The organism is Methylophaga thalassica (assembly GCF_030159795.1).
In the GTDB taxonomy this organism is placed as follows: domain Bacteria; phylum Pseudomonadota; class Gammaproteobacteria; order Nitrosococcales; family Methylophagaceae; genus Methylophaga; species Methylophaga thalassica.
In genome coordinates this window covers 959,375-976,512 of record NZ_BSND01000003.1, presented here as the reverse complement: position 1 = coordinate 976,512, position 17,138 = coordinate 959,375, and the positions used below count along the sequence as shown (strand labels likewise).

The window sequence follows — 17,138 nt, the reverse complement described above, 5'->3', positions numbered from 1 at the left end:
AACATGCACCAGCAGTAGGTGAAGCATCAACCAGATAATCCGATGAGATGCCGGTCTGTCTCACTCTCATGCAAAGGTAAGATCAACCATTTAATCCGCTTACCCATTTTTTATAAAGAGTCGATTGATAAAGCGATATGAACAATATGATGAGCGCCACAAATAAATAATCGAACGTTGTATCTTTAAAGAGAACTGCGAGCACTCTAAACACTAAACAGGAAATGAAAATCAAAGCAACACTTATGAGTAAGAACCATCTCAATGGTGTTATTGACTATATATTTAGTCGATAGTTACCTCACCAAGGATTCGTTTATTAGGGACCTATGTTCTCTTATTGCCATCATTGCTATAAGAAAAACTCAGTCACAATACACGAATTAGTATCTGCTTATCATCTTTTTTCGATTATTCATAATTACAACTTTTTCTCTTTTAATCAATTCTTTAAATAACTGAAAAGTGTATTTTATTGGATGATATGCGGACCAATAGAGTAAATCCAAATCATCCTCAACATCTGCTCGCATAGTAAAAATGGCAGAATCAATGGATTCATCAAAAGTTTGTCTTTCAATCTTCAATGGTTCAACTGCATTCATGGTGAATGTGAGTTAAGTTATTCAAACCAATTTTCATGGAATAATCACCGAATCACTAATCCTCAAAAAAACAGTAAAGTAATTAGGTTTTTATGGTCGTATCAGTAGGTTTAAAACATCATATGCATTTATTTATGCAATATTATGGTCATATTTTCATCACAAGCCACTGTTATTAAATGGCTATATATTCATTTTATGGATTGCCCTACAATAAAAAAGCCGACTTTTATGTCGGCTTTTTTATTGTTCAAAAGAAAAGGATAAAGGCTTTATGATAATTGTGAGTGAAGATGGAAAGTCTTTTGTAGAAATATCATGTTGGGAAGACATAATCACTCGACCTAAGTACGAACCAAAAGTAGATAAGGAGCAAGTAAAGCTTAAAGCTATCATTGGTAAGTATTATCTAAGCCCAAAACACCCATGTGGTATTAGCAGTTGTGGTACAGCACATAATAAAGGTTTCCTTGTGGTGTGTCAGGGTGGAATTGAAACAAATATCGGTCATGACTGTGGTAGAAATATTTTCGGTGTTGATTTTAAAACATTAGAAAATCAATTTAACCAGGATATGAATATCCAACGTTATCGAGAAAAAATAAAAACATACCAAAGTCGAATCGAGTCATATGTTGAAAACATAGAAAACCTTAAAAATGGTGATATTGGAGGCATAGCCACTTATGAAAAGGTAAAGTGGTTTATGACCAAAGGTTTTGAAACAAACACATTGAATGCATTGGAAAGAAAAGCAAAACTTAAAGACAACCGCATTTTTGAACTTCAAAAAATGGACAATAGAGATATTGAACTAGCTCGTGAGTCTGGAAATTATGAAACTCATAATAAAGTACAGATAGGCTTATTAATGGGTATCACAGCTGCTATAGATTACAAAAAGCTAAAAACACTACTACAGGTTCATCTAAGTGAAGAAGTAGATAAGTTCAAATCTATTAATGCAGATACATTAAGCTATAAAGATCTTCAGTTCTGGCATAATTGGGCTAATCGACTAGATAAGCGCATAGCACAAGCCAAAGAGATCATTGGCGAATGTAAGAGCTTTTTGAATGATAAAAATATATCTACGATCAGAAGCTACAAAACTCACTTAAGTAATTAAGTAATATAGCACGTAGGTTGGGTTGAAGAATGAAACCCAACAAACACACCTTAAATCTCTAAACATCTCTCAAATCATCAAAATGTTGGGTTTCGTTATCACCCTACCCAACCTACAATAATGGTTACTTTTTGTTTCACATGGATGGTGAACAATGCAATATCGACGAGCCTTTGTGCCTGGTGGCACATTTTTCTTTACGGTCAATTTATTGGAACGACGTAAAACGTTATTGACAGATAATATCGAACTGTTAAAACAATCTTTCCAACACATTAAACAAGCTCATCCATTTAACATCGATGCCATTGTTATCTTGCCCGAGCATTTACATACCATCTGGACCTTACCTGAAACTGATACTGACTTTTCGATGCGTTGGCGATTAATAAAATCGACATTTTCGAGAGGCTTGCCCAAGGATGAACATATCAACAAAACTCGTCACTCGAAAAATGAACGCGGTATCTGGCAACGTCGATATTGGGAACACTTAATTCGCGATGAAAAAGATTATATGAACCATGTGGATTATATTCATTACAATCCGGTCAAACATGGTTATGTCGATAAAGCTATCGATTGGCCTTACTCCAGCATTCATAAATTTATTCGTAACGGCATGATTGATAAACACTGGGGATATGATGAGAAGATTGGTATGAAAGCTTTTGGTGAGAGAACTTGAGTTTTTATCCCGTCCTAGACATGTTGGGTTTCGCTACCGCTCTACCCAACCTACTAATAAACATTCATATCCTTCGTAGGTTGGGTTGAAGAATGAAACCCAACAAACATCAAATTACAAAACACCTATCAAATCATCAAAATGTTGGGTTTCGCTATCGCTCTACCCAACCTACGGAATGCGTTATTTACCTTTTTGAATCAGATAGCTATCTACTAACTGCCAGACTTCTACCTTGTTGTTGTACAGAGCAACTTTCTTATCATTAGCAGAGATAAGAATTCCCTTGGCAATCATTTGATTATTCTTGGTGGTATCGATCAAATACGTGCAACGGCCAACTTTTTCTTCAGTCTGGCAGCCTGATTCTGCAAATATTTTCATTTGTTTTTCGGCATCATACTGGCCTCTTTGATAAGGAAAGACAGTCAATAACCCAATAAAACAAAGAATGACCAGCGGATAATAAAACCGAGATGAAAGCTCAACATGCATTTCACCTAATTTGCACCAATGCCATTGAGTAATACCTAATATTTTTCTACCTTGGTTTTCTTTGCTTAGCTCTTGAAAGAACCAATCTTTACCATTTTCTTTTGCATGCCTTGCAATAAAAAAAGTAGCTAAACCAATAATAACGAGCAATATAAAGAAGCCAAGAAAATATGGCCATTTAGAAAGTAACCAACCAATCGCTAATACGCCGATATACCAGCTTTCTACCAAGACATCAGACATGTCTTTATTAAGAAGTTCGTGACTTAACCCAAACTTATAAATATGACCGATATGGTAACTAAAGCCAGATAACAAGATACATGGCACAACGAGTGCCACAGCCGATGCTGCTAATTTTAATAACCGCTCAAACTTTTCCATACAACACGTCCCTGTTTAGCACAACTCGCTTTTATCTACTCATCGACAAAGAGAAAGCTAAGAATAATAAACACAACGCGTTTTGCATATCTATCAATCCACAATTTAAAGTCTGTAGCTTGGGTTGAAGCATGAAACCCAACAAAACACCGCTTAAAACTTCAAAAAGTTGGGTTTCGCTATCGCTCAACCCAACCTACGGAACTCATTGTCTGATTTCCACAGGCACACCTTTGTAGGCTGGCGTCAGAGAATTTTTTTCGTGATAGGACAATGGAACCAGAGGATTGAGTTCAGGATAATAGCCGGCTACTGTGCCATCAGGTAGATCATAGGCCGTAACTTTCAGTCCATCGACCTGACGCAGATTGCCATCTTCTATCTGAGTATACAGGCTGACTATTTGCCCTTCCTTCAAGCCAAGTCGAGCCATTTCTTCGCGATTGATCAATACGATTTCTCGACTTCCCTCCAATCCACGTAGCCGGTCAGAAAAGCCGTAAATGGTAGTGTTGAACTGATCGTTGGAGCGCAATGTAATTAGGGTAAAGCCATTCTCACCGCTGGGATGCTGCCCCAGTGAGGTAAGTGTTGTTGGTGGGGTAAATTGTGCTTTGCCACTTTCGGTTTTCCATTTTCTTTCACGGGCCGGATTGCCACGATAGAAGCCACCGGGCTGCATCATTCTGTTGTTGAAGTCACTAAAATCATCAGGGAAGGTCTCAGCAATCAGATCACGGATCAGATCGTAGTTGGCAACCCAGTCATCCCAGCGGAGTTTGGGGTTGGAAGGTAATGTCGCCTTCGCGATACCTGCCACAATCGCTGTCTCGGAGCGGACTTGATCACTGGGTGGCTCTGCCGCGCCAATCGAGGCATAAATATGACTGAACGTGTCTTCCATAGAAACAGCTTGTGGCCCACTTTGCTGCTGGTCAATATCGGTACGCCCCAGACAAGGCAGAATATAACTGACTTTCCCCGGTATAAGATGTGATCGATTAGGCTTGGTGGCGATATGTACTGTCAGATCCAGATTTGACCAGCCTTTTTCCAAACGCTCACGATCAGGCAAAGCCCGTAACAGGTTTCCACCCAGTGAAAGCATGGCCTTGATATCACCATTTAATACACCTTCACTCGCTTGAACAATATTCTGACCGTCTTCCTTCGGGGCATTTATACCAAATAACTGATGTAATTTGTCAGCTGGCATATGTGCAGATTTTTCGCCTATACCGACGGTCCGCTGTCCTTGCACATTTGAGTGGCCACGCACAGGCGATATCCCGGCACCGAGGCGACCTATATTGCCACGCATCAGCAGTAAGTTGCAGAACATCCCCAGATTGAGCCAGCCATCAACATGCTGCGTCAGTCCCATACCATAGATACCGATAACCTTTTTTGCCTGACAATATATCTCGGCTGCTTCTTCAATCATGGTACGAGTTAAACCAGATTGTGCTTCGATATCTGACCAATCAAATGCGTTGATCTTTTCTACGGTTTCGTCAAAACCTGTTGTCTCAGCAGCAATAAAATCCTGATCCAGGATGGTGCCAGGGGCAGCTTCTTCACGTGCCAGCACATATTTCATCATGCCTGCGATAACGGCAATATCACCGCCAGGTTTAACTTGATAATATTTGTTGGAGATCTCGGTGGGGTTATTGGTGAGCATCTGCATGATGTTCTGTGGCTCAACGAATTCAATCAGCCCCCGTTCACGTACAGGGTTGAAGGTAACAATTTTGCAGCCGCGTTCAACAGCATCTTTGAGGATATGCATAAAGCGTGGAGAGTTGGTGCCAGTATTCTGTCCGAAAAAGAAAATGGCATCACAATGTTCGAAGTCTTCCAGTGTACAAGTGCCAACGGGTGTACCGACAAAGGTCTTCAAGTTCACACTGGTCGTTTCGTGGCACATATTGGATGACTGTGGCAGATTCTGGTGTCCCATTGCCCGCGCAAAAAGGGCATAGAGATAGGAAGCTTCCAATCCGGCATGACCACTAGCATAAAAAACGGCTTGCTTAGGGTTCATCTCAGCAAGCTTTTCACCAATATCCTGTATTGCCTCATCCCAACTGACCGGCACATAGCGGTCGCGTTTCGCATCATAACGAAGCGGCTCAGATAATCTGCCCGCTTTTTCCAGATCATGGTCGTGCCAGGTTTTTAATTCAGTAACGCTATATTGCTCAAAGAAGTTAGCATCCGCCTTTTTCTCATCCAACTCCCATAAGGTTGCTTTGGCACCATTTTCACAAAACTCGAACCGTGAGGGATTGGCAGGTTTGGCCCAGGCACATGAACTGCACATCACCCCACCGGGCTTATTAAGCCTGGAAAGAATTTTCGCTGCGACAGTAGAACCATGGACCTCACCGAAGATTCGAGATACACCGCGCAGCGATCCCCACCCACCTGCTGGGCCTTTGTTATAGCTTGTATTGGGGTCCTGTTCTGTAGGGGAATGATCGTTTTTAGTGCTCGAGTTTGCCATGCTTTCTCCTAAGCTGTTTCGCCATCAGAATAATATTCAGCAAGCTGGAAGCCGATTTCGAGTGTAGAAAGCCTAATCATCAGGCTCCAGAAAATCGTGCTTCCATCATCGGATAATTAGTTTGGTTATTTTGTAAGTTAATAGTTCCAATGATGTAAAGGCGTCTAGCTCAGGCTGTTGCCCAAAGTTTATTTAAACTTAAAGCCCTTTTTCTCAAGAAACACTTTCATGTGGGGACGCATTGGTTTACTCATCATCGTGGCTATCTGGTGTGTCCAAGTCTCATCACGGGCACCGCTGGAACGATTTTGATAGTAGGCTTTGCACATCTCGTTGTACTGTTCCAGTTCTGACTTATCTTGCTGGTATGATTCTTCTTTCAAAATGACATCGACAGGTAACCTTGGCTTTTGCTCGGGCGATGCTGCCGGATAACCAAGACACATCCCAAACACAGGATAAACTTGCTCAGGAAGTTTAAGTAGCTCAGATACTTGTTCCGGATTATTACGAATACCACCGATAAAAACACCACCAAGGCCGAGCGATTCTGCTGCAATCATCGCATTTTGTGCAGCCAGACTGACATCGACGGTGGCGATAATGAATTGTTCAGTATATCCAGACACCATTTCCTGACTTTCATAATCACAAGCCGCCTGACTACGTTTGAGATCGGCACAAAAAACCAAAAATACCGGACTGGTTTCCACCCATGTTTGCGAACCGGCGAGCTCTGCAATCTGCTGACGTGTTTGTGGATTTCTAACTCTTATAACGGTGTATGCCTGAACGAAGTTAGATGTGGCAGACCAGCCTGCTGCATCAATAATCTCACGCACCAATTCATCACTCACAGGTTCTGGTGTGAATTCTCGAATTGAACGATGATTTTTCAGTAATGCGATAGTGTCGTTCATATATAAAGGTTTCCCCTAAAGCGTTTTATCAATTGATCAGCGATGGTATGAAGCTTTTAGTTGAGAGAAATAGTGTTTTATTCCATACGACTCAAGTTGAATTTTGCTAAGCACTATAAGCAATCTATATTTCAGTGTTATTGAGGCATGTCTTTTTGAATGACTTAGCTCAATTTGTCTTCTTGGTGATAGCGCATTATTCGCTCCACCTCATTTTTAGATCCCAAAATAACAGGCACACGTTGATGTAGATCTGTTGGTTTGATATCCATAATTCGCTGATAGCCTGTAGTACTCAGCCCACCGGCTTGCTCAACAATAAAACTCATCGGGTTGGCTTCATACATCAGGCGTAGTTTGCCACTTGAGTTCGCCGATTTAGTATCGAGTGGATATAGAAAAATACCACCACGAATTAAAATTCGATAAACATCTGACACCATGGACGCAACCCAACGCATATTGAAGTTCTTTTCTCTGTCACCATCAACACCTTGAATACATTCATCAATATAGCGTTGAACAGATGTTTCCCAGAGCCGTTGATTAGAAATATTCACCGCAAATTCAGCGGCATCCTCTGGAATAGTCATATCAGGATGAGTCAAAACAAACTCATCAATCTCACTATCCAGGGTAAAACCGTTTACACCGTTACCCGTAGTGAGAATCATCATGGTTGTGGGTCCATACACACAAAAACCTGCACAGATTTGTTCTGTACCAGCTTGCAAAAAGTCATCTGACCTTACCTCGCGGCTGGCATCCGTACAGCGTAATATTGAAAAGATAGTCCCTACAGAGATATTAATATCAATATTGGATGAACCATCCAGTGGATCAAAAGCAATAAGATATTTCCCCTTGGGAAGATGTTCGGGAATCTGAATAATATCTTCGATTTCCTCAGATATCATCGCTGCCAGGTGTCCATGATGATTAAGCTGTTCAACCATCACATCATTGGTGATTATGTCGAGTTTTTTCTGGACTTCGCCTTGTACATTTTCAGACGCGCTCGCACCACCTATTCCAGTGATCGCACTGCGATTTACCAGATGAGCAATCTTTTTACAGGCACTGGCTATATCAGCAATAAGACCTGATAAGTCGTCGCTGTTTGAATCAGTCTTATTCTGCTGCTCATTAATAAATTGATTTATCGATTTTCCAATAGATGACATAAATGTCTCCTGTCAATTCGGCTTATATTGATGACGCTACCGCTTCCGACTTGAACCTCTAATCACACACTCACCTGATAGCATAAGGCGACGTAGAGGCGCATTCGGTGATTCAATACGTTGAATAACCGCTGAAACAGCTTCTTTTCCCATCATTTCAACGGGTTGACGAATAACGGTAATCCCCGGATCCACTAATGATGACCACGGCTCATCATCAAAACCGGCAATGGCGATATCATCGGGAATTTGTAATCCTGTCGCTCTTGCAGCCATCAAGGCTGAACGGGTAAAAAGACTGTTACTGAGGATAATGGCATCTGGCCTGTCAGGGGATGCAAACCATGCTTCAAGCTCTTTTTGAGCAACAATAGCGGTGGATGGCAGACTTTTGATTTCAGGCTTGAGACCGAGAGAATGGATAGCGTCTATATATCCCTCTTTTCGTTGCTCACCGGTAATACTTGTAGCGCCAAATAAACCGCCAATACGCTGATATCCTTGGCTGTGCAGATGAGTAACAAGCTCTTTAGCCGCCGTTTGATTATCCATGACAATCACATCGAATTTTTCTTTATCTCTAGCCCGATCAATCAGCACCAAAGGGAAGTCAAAACTCCATTTGCTCAGCGACTTCAATCCTTGAGCTGTGGGGGCGACAATCAAGCCGGAAACGCGTTCTTCTTGCATAAATCTGAGATACATTTCTTCACGTTCAGGATCTTCACCGGTGTTACAAAACATGACTCGCATGCCAGCCTTATAGGCGGCAGATTCTACGGCTTGAGTGATGGCTGTAAAAAAAGGATTGACCAGATCGGCTACGATCAAGCCAATAGTCTCAGTACGGTTTGAACGTAAGCGTCTTGCTGCCATATTAGGCCGATATCCTGTGGCCTTGACAGCGTTTAGTACTTTTTCACGTACTTTATCGCTAACAGAACCTCCTCCTAATACCCTAGAAACTGAAGCAGGTGACACACCAGCTATTTTCGCTACATCTTTAATTCCGACAGCCATATAAGAAAACGTTTCCAATTAAGTTAAAACAACAAAAACCAATATATATCAGTGATTGATTAAGACATTACCATATATTCAAAAGCTATTCCATCAAATAATTTGACATTTATTATGAAAACGTTTTCAATGCAACAAAACAGAAATATATTCACGTAAACATAAAAAGCGTGGCGTAAATAGAGAGGAGAAAAACGATGCTTGTAACGAAGCAAACGAATGGCGAGCTAGATCTTGTTCAAATAGTCCAGCTCAACGTCAGCGCTACCGACAAAGAAACCGTTATCGAACAAGCAACACAGCTACTGGTGGAGAATAACTGTGTTGATCCCGCTTTCGCACAAAGTATGAAACAACGTGAAACACGCGCTAATACCTTTCTTGGCAGAGGTATCGCCATTCCACATGGTATCGCTGAAGATCGGCATCTGATAAAACAAGATGCCGTCGCGATACTTCAAATTCCTCAGGGTGTGGAATGGAACCCAGGTCAGACAGCCTATATGGTGGTGGCTATTGCCGCTCAAACTGATGGGCATATTACATTACTGCAAACTTTAACCGGCCTGCTACAAAACGACGAACAACTGCAACAATTGTTTAAAACGGATGATGAGCAGCTAATCGTCACTTCACTCAATAACTCAAGTGAAGAAACTGAAGAGAACGAAGTCTTGCCGGACTTCGCAAAAAAAATCGAATGGACGCTGGATTATCCCAATGGATTACACGCTCGCCCAGCCACAAAATGGATTGAAACTGCGCGTCAATTCCATTCGTCAATTCGCATTCGTCATGCTGATAAAACGGCTGATGCAAAAAATTTAATTGCACTACTTCGCTTGGGAGTGCGGCAAGGTGCCTCACTTATTGTCTCTGCTGAGGGAGCTGATGCTGATAAAGCATTGTCAGTAATGCATACGCTGATGAAAAGCCTCTCCGCTCAAGAAAAAGCGGATGCAGAACTGGCTTTAAAACGACAAAAATCAAGTCCCTCCTGGCAAGCAAGAGAAGATTTAGCGGCCATCATTGGTGCCTCGGCAGCCCCTGGCATGGTGGTTGGGCAAGTTTACCGAAAAATAACACACACTCTCGAGGTCCCTGATGAAACAGGATCACTCTCTGATAATGCATCAAGACTTCATAGAGCTCTGAAAGAAACAAAAGCACAGCTACAAATTCTCTCGCAAGAGACTGAGCAACAACTCGGAAAACAAGAAGCTAAAATATTCTTGGCACATATCGAGTTATTAAACGATACCGATCTCATTACGCTTGTCTGTCAGATTATGGCTGATGGTCATGGTGTTGCCTGGGCGTGGAATACCGGTGTTGAGCGTATGGCAAACCGTCTGTCTGCGCTCGGTAACCCTGTTTTAGCTGCAAGAGCGACTGATCTCATAGATGTTGGGAACAGAGTCTTATTTCATATCGCCCCTGAACTATCAAATACCACTGAGACAGCTTGCCCCGATCATCCATACATACTCATTAGTGATGACCTCACCCCCTCAGATACAGCCGCTCTGGACATCACTAAAGTCATTGGTTTAGCGACATCAGAGGGTGGCCCCACCTCTCATACCGCTATCTTAGCAAGAACATTAGGCTTACCTGCTTTAGTTGGTGGTGGTCAGGGCTTACTGGATATTGCTAATGGCTCACAGGTTATTCTTGACGGTACCGGCGGACGTATTTATATCGATCCGAATGATGATGATATAAATTCAGCACAGGAGTGGATAACAAAACTTCAAGCTCAACAGGCAAAAGAAGCTGAAACCCGCCAACTGCCTGCGAAAACCACAGATGGTACTCACATTCTCATCGGTGCCAATATCAATCTACCCGATCAAGTGGCAGAAGCCATATCTGAAGGAGCAGAAGGTGTTGGCTTGATGCGTACTGAGTTTTTATATCTTGAACGAAATGATGAGCCCTCTGAAGACGAGCAGTACGAAACTTACCTTGCCATGAGCAAGAATTTAGAAGGCCGGGAGCTGATTGTTCGTACACTTGATATTGGCGGCGATAAACAAGCACCACAACTCGCCTTACCTCAAGAAGATAATCCGTTTTTAGGTGTGCGAGGTTCTCGACTACTGCTTCGACGTGCTGATTTGCTCCAGCCACAACTCCGTGCGCTTTACCGTGCACTGAAAGACGGAGCCAAATTATCAATCATGTTCCCAATGGTCACCTCAGTGACTGAGTTTTTAAAGCTACGGGCGATCTGTGAAGATGTACGGGAATCAATGGCTGCGCCAAGCTGCCCGATAGGCGTCATGATTGAAGTACCGGCAGCAGCACTTGAAGCTGAGACATTGGCCAAACATGCCGACTTCTTCTCTATCGGTACCAATGATTTAACTCAATATTGTCTCGCAATGGATCGACAAAATCCGACATTGGCTGCTGAAGCGGATAGCCTGCACCCTGCCGTTCTCAAACTTATCAAGCTAACAGTTGATGGCGCTAAGGATCACAATTGCTGGGTTGGTGCCTGTGGTGGTATTGCAGGGGATCCGCACGGTGCAGCCATTCTGTCCGGACTGGGTGTGACCGAGTTATCCATGTCACCACTTGACATTCCCGCTGTCAAAGCCCGCCTTCGCCAAAGTTCAATGGATGAACTTAAAGCATTAGCACAAAAAGCTCTCGAAGCCGAAACCTCAGAAGCGGTTCGTCAGCTTAAGGGGGGTGAATAATGATACATCCGGTAACGACTGTGACTCTTAATCCTGCTATCGATCAAACCCTGGAAGTCGATCACTTGACAGTTGATCAGGTTAACCGTGTAGATAGCGCTTGTTCGAATGCAGGTGGTAAAGGTATCAATGTTGCCTCATGCCTGGCGGATTGGGGTATTTACGTTTGTGCCTCCGGCCTGCTTGGTAATGATAATTCAGAACTTTTTACCAGGCTTTTTAAACAGAAAAAAATTCGCGATAACTTTGTTCGTTTTGACGGAGAAACCAGAACAAACATCAAGATCGTCAATAAAACGAGCGGTGGAACGACAGATCTGAATATGTCTGGTCAGAACATATCCCAAGTGTATCTGGACAGGCTTTTGCAAAGACTGAGTGCTGTCGAAAATGGCTCTACCCTGGTGTTATCAGGAAGCCTGCCTCCGGGCTGTCCCGAGGATTTTTACACTCATTTAATGCAGGAACTGGCCCCGAAAAATTTACGTATTATTGTTGATACCAGTGGCCCGGCTCTGTCTTCGATCCTGACAAGTCACGCCCCTGCTCCTTTTATGATTAAACCTAACTTACACGAACTTGAAACCTATGTAGGTAGGGACTTAAAAGAAACAAGTGACATCATTCATGCCGCTCAAGAACTCACTAATCGTGGTATAGAAAAGGTCATTGTCTCCTTAGGTTCTGAGGGATCATTATTTTTCTCTAATAAAGAAGCGCTTCATGCTCTCCCTCCCAAAATAAGCAGTGCAAGTTCTGTAGGCGCTGGTGATGCAATGGTCGCAGGCCTGGTTGCTGCCGCTCTGGATGATCTTAATGTAGAAGAAATGGCAAAACTAGCAACGGCTTTCGCTGTAGGCAAATTAGAGCTGCACGGCCCCAACCTACCGTCGAAAGAGCGCATTAACGCTTTGGCAAAATCCGTTACAACAAGCCATATAAATAATTAAATCAGAGCCTTACACCAAAAAAGGTTACAGGAGAGATTAAGATGTCAAAACTACTCATCATCGTCGATGACAAACATAAAGAAACACACGCGCTTCTTGCCGCTGAAGTATTAAGAAAAGCGGCTTCAGAACTCAAGCATTCATTTTGTATTGAAGTGCGAACCCCTCAAGGCGTAATCACCGACATAACGCCAGCCATGCTCAATGATGCGGAATCTCTGCTTCTGGTGGGTGATGTTGAAATAGATGACCCAGCTCTTACTAATCTACCAACAATCACAGCGAGTATTAATGAGGTACTGGATACCCCATCTAAGGTACTGGAGCGCTTATCAAAAAGCACTGATAGCTCGCCCCAAACAGGGAAAAAAATCGTTGCCATCACCTCTTGTCCAACGGGTATCGCTCATACATTTATGGCTGCTGAGGGCTTACAGCTGGGCGCGAAGAATCTGGGTTATGAGATAAAGGTCGAAACACAAGGTTCTGTAGGTGCCAGAAATGAATTGACTGCTGAAGAAATCGACTCGGCTGACTTAGTTATTATCGCTGCAGATACGACAGTAGACACATCGAGATTTCAAGGCAAACCCCTCTTCAAATCCGGTACCAAACCTGCTATCGCTGATGGTGCCAAGCTGATAGAAAAAGCCTTTAACGAAGCTTCTGCCAGTAGCACAGCAGAAGTCAGTAAAAATGAAACGACATCAAAGCAAGATAATAATAAAAAAGGGTTTGCAGGTGCATACAAGCACTTGATGACAGGTGTATCTTTCATGCTTCCTTTTGTCGTGGCAGGCGGAATACTCATCGCTATCTCGTTTGCCTTAGGCGGTATCTATGCTTATCAAGAGAATAATGCCGGCACCCTCTCCTATGCGCTATACCAAATTGGCGCAAAAGGCGCTTTTGTACTTATGGTGCCCGCGATTGCTGGTTACATATCATTTTCAATTGCAGACCGACCAGGACTCACTCCCGGTATGGTGGGTGGTTTACTAGCCGCTAACCTTGGTGCCGGTTTTCTCGGTGGTATTGTCGCCGGTTATATGGCTGGCTATATCACTGTCGCCCTTAATAGAGGAATCCAACTTCCTAAAAGCCTTGATGGCCTCAAGCCGGTACTGATACTTCCGGTGCTTACAACCATGATCACAGGGCTTTTGATGTATTTCGTTATTGCCGCGCCGGTAGCTGAAATCATGTCTGGTTTGAAAGATTGGCTTCAGGGAATGCAAGCTGGTAGTGCCGTATTTTTAGGATTGCTATTGGGTGGCATGATGGCATTTGATATGGGCGGTCCTGTCAACAAAGCTGCTTATGCCTTCGCCACAGGCCTTGTCACCAGCGATGTATTTGCACCTATGGCTGCCGTGATGGCAGGAGGAATGACACCACCGCTTGGTTTGGCATTAGCAACAAAGTTATTTCCTAAGAAATTTAATAAAGAGGAATATGAGGCTGGCAACGCAGCAGCGGTGCTCGGTGTAGCGTTCGTCACTGAAGGTGCGATTCCCTATGCTGCTCGCGATCCTTTCCGTGTTATTCCTGCTTTGATCCTCGGTTCTGCAACTGCAGGGGCAATATCTATGGCTGTAGGCGTAGAGCTTAAAGTGCCTCATGGTGGCATTTTTGTATTAGGTATTCCGAATGCAGTCACCCATGTAGGGATGTATGCATTAGCAATAGCTGCCGGGAGCGTTATTACGACGCTTTGCCTATTTCTTACGAAAAAAAATATCTGAATGATGTAAACCATAGGAAGGCTCATCCCATGCGTATTTATACAGCCCTTATTTCACTCATCTATTTCTGTCTTGTTAGTCCAGTAATGGCAGAATCATTCGATACTAATTTAGTAAAATGGAGCTCATCCTATACTGGCGAAGCTGCCAGCAATATCGATGGCGGTAAAAAAGAAAAAAGCGCTTACGCTGGCCAACTTTATCTGGGTGCTGATATTAACCTTGATAAGGCGTTTGGTTGGACAGACACCACGCTGCATTTAGCAGCAACTAACCGACATGGTAATAATCTTGCCGAAAAAGCCCTTGGTAACAGTACCTCTGTTCAGGAAATTTATGGAGGTCAGGGATCTCGTCTGGTTTTATTCTCTCTGGAAAAACATTTCTTCGATGGCAAACTTGAACTTGAAGCTGGCCGGATGGTGGCCAATATTAACTTCTTAGGATCTGAGCTTTGTCAGTACTTTCAAAATAATGCTGCTTGTGGCAATCCAACATTTGTTTTTCGTACCAGCAGCTTTACCTGGTGGCCAGTATCCAGTTGGGCAGCTCGCTCCAAGTATTGGATCACACCAAACGTTTACGCCCATATTGGTGTATATGAAGACAATAGCGGGCATCAAGATGACAGTGATCATGGCGTGGTATGGAGTACTCATGAATCCAACGGCTTTATCGTGCCCTTCACCCTGGGATACAAAACCAGCTGGGACACTGATCGTTACCCTCGTACCTATGAATTTGGCGGCTGGTATGACAAAACAGATTACTCTGATCCTCTAAAAGATAGTGCGGGTAATAATGCGATCGAGACAGGCAATCCATACGAAGAATTAAACGGGCGTTCCGGTATATTTGCTCGCTTTGAACAAGTCGTTTATCGCCCGGATCCTGACTCAAAACGCAGTCTCACCATCTTCGGCGCCGCATTAACAAAAGGCTCCGGAGAGTTAGCCGTAGATTATCAATTACAAGGTGGCTTCGTTAAGCGTGGCACCTTCGATAGCCGAAACGACGATACAGTCGCTTTTGTCGTATCCCAGCAACACTATAGCCGAGACGCGATGAAAGACTTAACACTGGCAAGGAAATTCAATGGTGGTTCAGGGACGCCAGCAAATAATCAAGTCATGATGGAACTGAGTTATGGTTATCAATTAACACCACAAATTCGCGTTCAGCCAAATATTCAGTACATCATCAATCCCGATCAATTCTCTGAGCCTGGACGTAAAAAAGACTTAGATAATATTTTTATTTTGGGTCTCCGGTTCGACGTTAATCTTGCTGATATCGTTACGTCACTAAAATAAAAATTTTGGCTTAGACCTGCTTATATTTAGAAGCCGGTCTAAGCCATCAGTACTTTTTTGCACAAATATGTGCTCTAGCTTATACCTTCTGCAAAAATGTCTGCTTATGCGATAATCAGGGTTAAGACTCAGTAGCACAACACACAAACGATAAATTAACTCGATTCATGACCACTGATTACCGTCACCTCACCCATATCAAAAGTTTAGATGAGCTTGGTCTTTACGAATTGATTCCTAACATCGTCTGGATTTTTGATCTTGATAGACATGGTTGGTGGTGGGGTAATGCAGCAGCGCTAACGTTTTGGGGACTCAACTCAGTTGATGAACTGATAAATAAAGATCTATCGGGTGATACCCAAGGTGCAAAAGATAGAATGCACCAAACCTTTGAATTAGCCGCTAAAAATGGTCTTAGCATTGACCCATGGACAACCTACCCAAACGGCAAAGCCAAAACACTGTATATGTTACATCGGGCGGTTTTAGTTGGTCCTGAACGTCATCGTGCCATCATTGCTTATATCAACGAACAAGTCGAACTCGGGGAAACGCCTGAAAATTTACTGCTTGTTGAAGCCATGCGCTATACCACTGTATTAGTGAGTACCTTTACCTTCTCCGGTGATATCGTCATCGAAAACCCAGCAGCCACAGAAGCCTATAAACACATCATTCCACAACAACTTGATAGTGATAAAAATGCCTTCACTGCCCGCTTTGATAAGCTCGAAGAAGGGATTGAGCGTTTAAAGGATGCCACGGAAAAACGGGTTGGACGTTGGACGCATATGATGAAAACCAGTGCAGGGCTTCGCCAACATACGCTGGATATTCGCATCACACGCCACCCATTAACGGCCGAATTTTTAATGTTGGTCACTGAATATGATGTCACTGAACTTCATCAAGCGTTAGAAGCTGCCCATCATGCGCAAATCGAATTAGAGAAGCAGGCGCATTTTGATGCTATTACCGGCCTGCCATCTCTGCATTATTTGCAACAACATGCTGATAATTATTTAGCTAAAGCTAAGCGACAAAATCAACAAATCGCTGTGATGTTTTTAGACCTGGATGGCTTTAAATCGGTCAATGACACGTGGGGTCACGATGCGGGCGATCAGGTGTTGCGGCAAGTGGCTAGGCGGTTTACTGGTATCCTGCGTCAAGCAGATCAGTTGGCAAGAATCGGTGGCGATGAGTTCGTGATGATGATTGATGATCTAACGGATAGCGATGACGTGGAAATCATTGCCCAAAAGCTTATCAATGAACTGAAAACACCCATCGAATTCACTTATTCAGAAAAAGAAACAAGGCAAGTCAGCATTGGTGTCAGTATTGGTATCGCCTTTTTTCCTGAACATGGCACTACCCTTGATGAACTGGTCAAAGTCGCAGATAGAGCAATGTATGATGTTAAACGTCAGGGTAAGAACAATTATTGTCTGGCTGTGCTTGGTTGAGCTCGTTTTATTCTGA

General features: G+C 43.1%; 12 protein-coding genes. 7 read left to right on the top strand and 5 right to left on the bottom strand.

The genetic code is table 11. From position 1 onward, the window contains the following. Positions 1 to 879: 879 nt before the first annotated feature. Complete coding sequence (locus QQL60_RS04880; RefSeq protein ID WP_284722599.1) at positions 880 to 1,734, top strand: hypothetical protein; 855 nt, start codon at positions 880 to 882, stop codon at positions 1,732 to 1,734. A 154-nt stretch (positions 1,735 to 1,888) separates the two neighbouring features. Further along, complete coding sequence (locus tag QQL60_RS04875; RefSeq protein WP_284722598.1) at positions 1,889 to 2,422, top strand: REP-associated tyrosine transposase; 534 nt, start codon at positions 1,889 to 1,891, stop codon at positions 2,420 to 2,422. 183 nt (positions 2,423 to 2,605) lie between these two features. On the opposite strand, the gene QQL60_RS04870 is transcribed toward QQL60_RS04875, so the two are convergent. The 5 genes from QQL60_RS04870 to QQL60_RS04850 all read right to left on the bottom strand — a co-directional run bounded on the left by QQL60_RS04870 (position 2,606) and on the right by QQL60_RS04850 (position 8,934). Beyond that, positions 2,606 to 3,301 carry a hypothetical protein gene (locus tag QQL60_RS04870; protein WP_284722597.1) on the bottom strand — a complete coding sequence of 232 codons (696 nt, stop codon included), beginning with the start codon at positions 3,299 to 3,301 and terminating at the stop codon, positions 2,606 to 2,608. Between the two features lie 205 nt (positions 3,302 to 3,506). Continuing rightward, complete coding sequence (locus QQL60_RS04865; RefSeq protein WP_284722596.1) at positions 3,507 to 5,810, bottom strand: FdhF/YdeP family oxidoreductase; 2,304 nt, start codon at positions 5,808 to 5,810, stop codon at positions 3,507 to 3,509. 188 nt (positions 5,811 to 5,998) lie between these two features. Continuing rightward, the gene (gene nfsA, locus QQL60_RS04860; protein ID WP_284722595.1) at positions 5,999 to 6,730 is read right to left on the bottom strand and encodes an oxygen-insensitive NADPH nitroreductase; all 732 of its coding nucleotides are present in this window, start codon (positions 6,728 to 6,730) and stop codon (positions 5,999 to 6,001) included. 164 nt (positions 6,731 to 6,894) lie between these two features. Next, the gene (locus QQL60_RS04855; RefSeq protein ID WP_284722594.1) at positions 6,895 to 7,914 is read right to left on the bottom strand and encodes a class 1 fructose-bisphosphatase; all 1,020 of its coding nucleotides are present in this window, start codon (positions 7,912 to 7,914) and stop codon (positions 6,895 to 6,897) included. 36 nt (positions 7,915 to 7,950) lie between these two features. Then, positions 7,951 to 8,934, bottom strand: coding sequence for a LacI family DNA-binding transcriptional regulator (locus tag QQL60_RS04850; protein ID WP_284722593.1), 984 nt, complete (start codon positions 8,932 to 8,934; stop codon positions 7,951 to 7,953). A gap of 197 nt (positions 8,935 to 9,131) precedes the next feature. On the opposite strand from QQL60_RS04850, the gene ptsP reads away from it, so the two are divergent. The 5 genes from ptsP (at position 9,132) to QQL60_RS04820 (ending at position 17,122) form a co-directional block, all read left to right on the top strand. Beyond that, positions 9,132 to 11,642, top strand: a complete 2,511-nt coding sequence (gene ptsP, locus QQL60_RS04845; RefSeq protein ID WP_284722592.1) for a phosphoenolpyruvate--protein phosphotransferase — start codon at positions 9,132 to 9,134, stop codon at positions 11,640 to 11,642. Further along, positions 11,642 to 12,592 (top strand): 1-phosphofructokinase, encoded by a 951-nt coding sequence (pfkB, locus tag QQL60_RS04840; RefSeq protein WP_284722591.1) that lies wholly within the window; start codon positions 11,642 to 11,644, stop codon positions 12,590 to 12,592. The genes ptsP and pfkB overlap by 1 nt, the downstream gene beginning before the upstream one ends. Positions 12,593 to 12,633: 41 nt before the next feature. Continuing rightward, the gene (locus QQL60_RS04830; RefSeq protein ID WP_348530020.1) at positions 12,634 to 14,337 is read left to right on the top strand and encodes a fructose-specific PTS transporter subunit EIIC; all 1,704 of its coding nucleotides are present in this window, start codon (positions 12,634 to 12,636) and stop codon (positions 14,335 to 14,337) included. Between the two features lie 29 nt (positions 14,338 to 14,366). Further along, positions 14,367 to 15,650 (top strand): carbohydrate porin, encoded by a 1,284-nt coding sequence (locus tag QQL60_RS04825; protein ID WP_284722590.1) that lies wholly within the window; start codon positions 14,367 to 14,369, stop codon positions 15,648 to 15,650. A gap of 167 nt (positions 15,651 to 15,817) precedes the next feature. Continuing rightward, positions 15,818 to 17,122, top strand: a complete 1,305-nt coding sequence (locus tag QQL60_RS04820) for a GGDEF domain-containing protein (RefSeq protein ID WP_284722589.1) — start codon at positions 15,818 to 15,820, stop codon at positions 17,120 to 17,122. Positions 17,123 to 17,138: the final 16 nt, after the last annotated feature.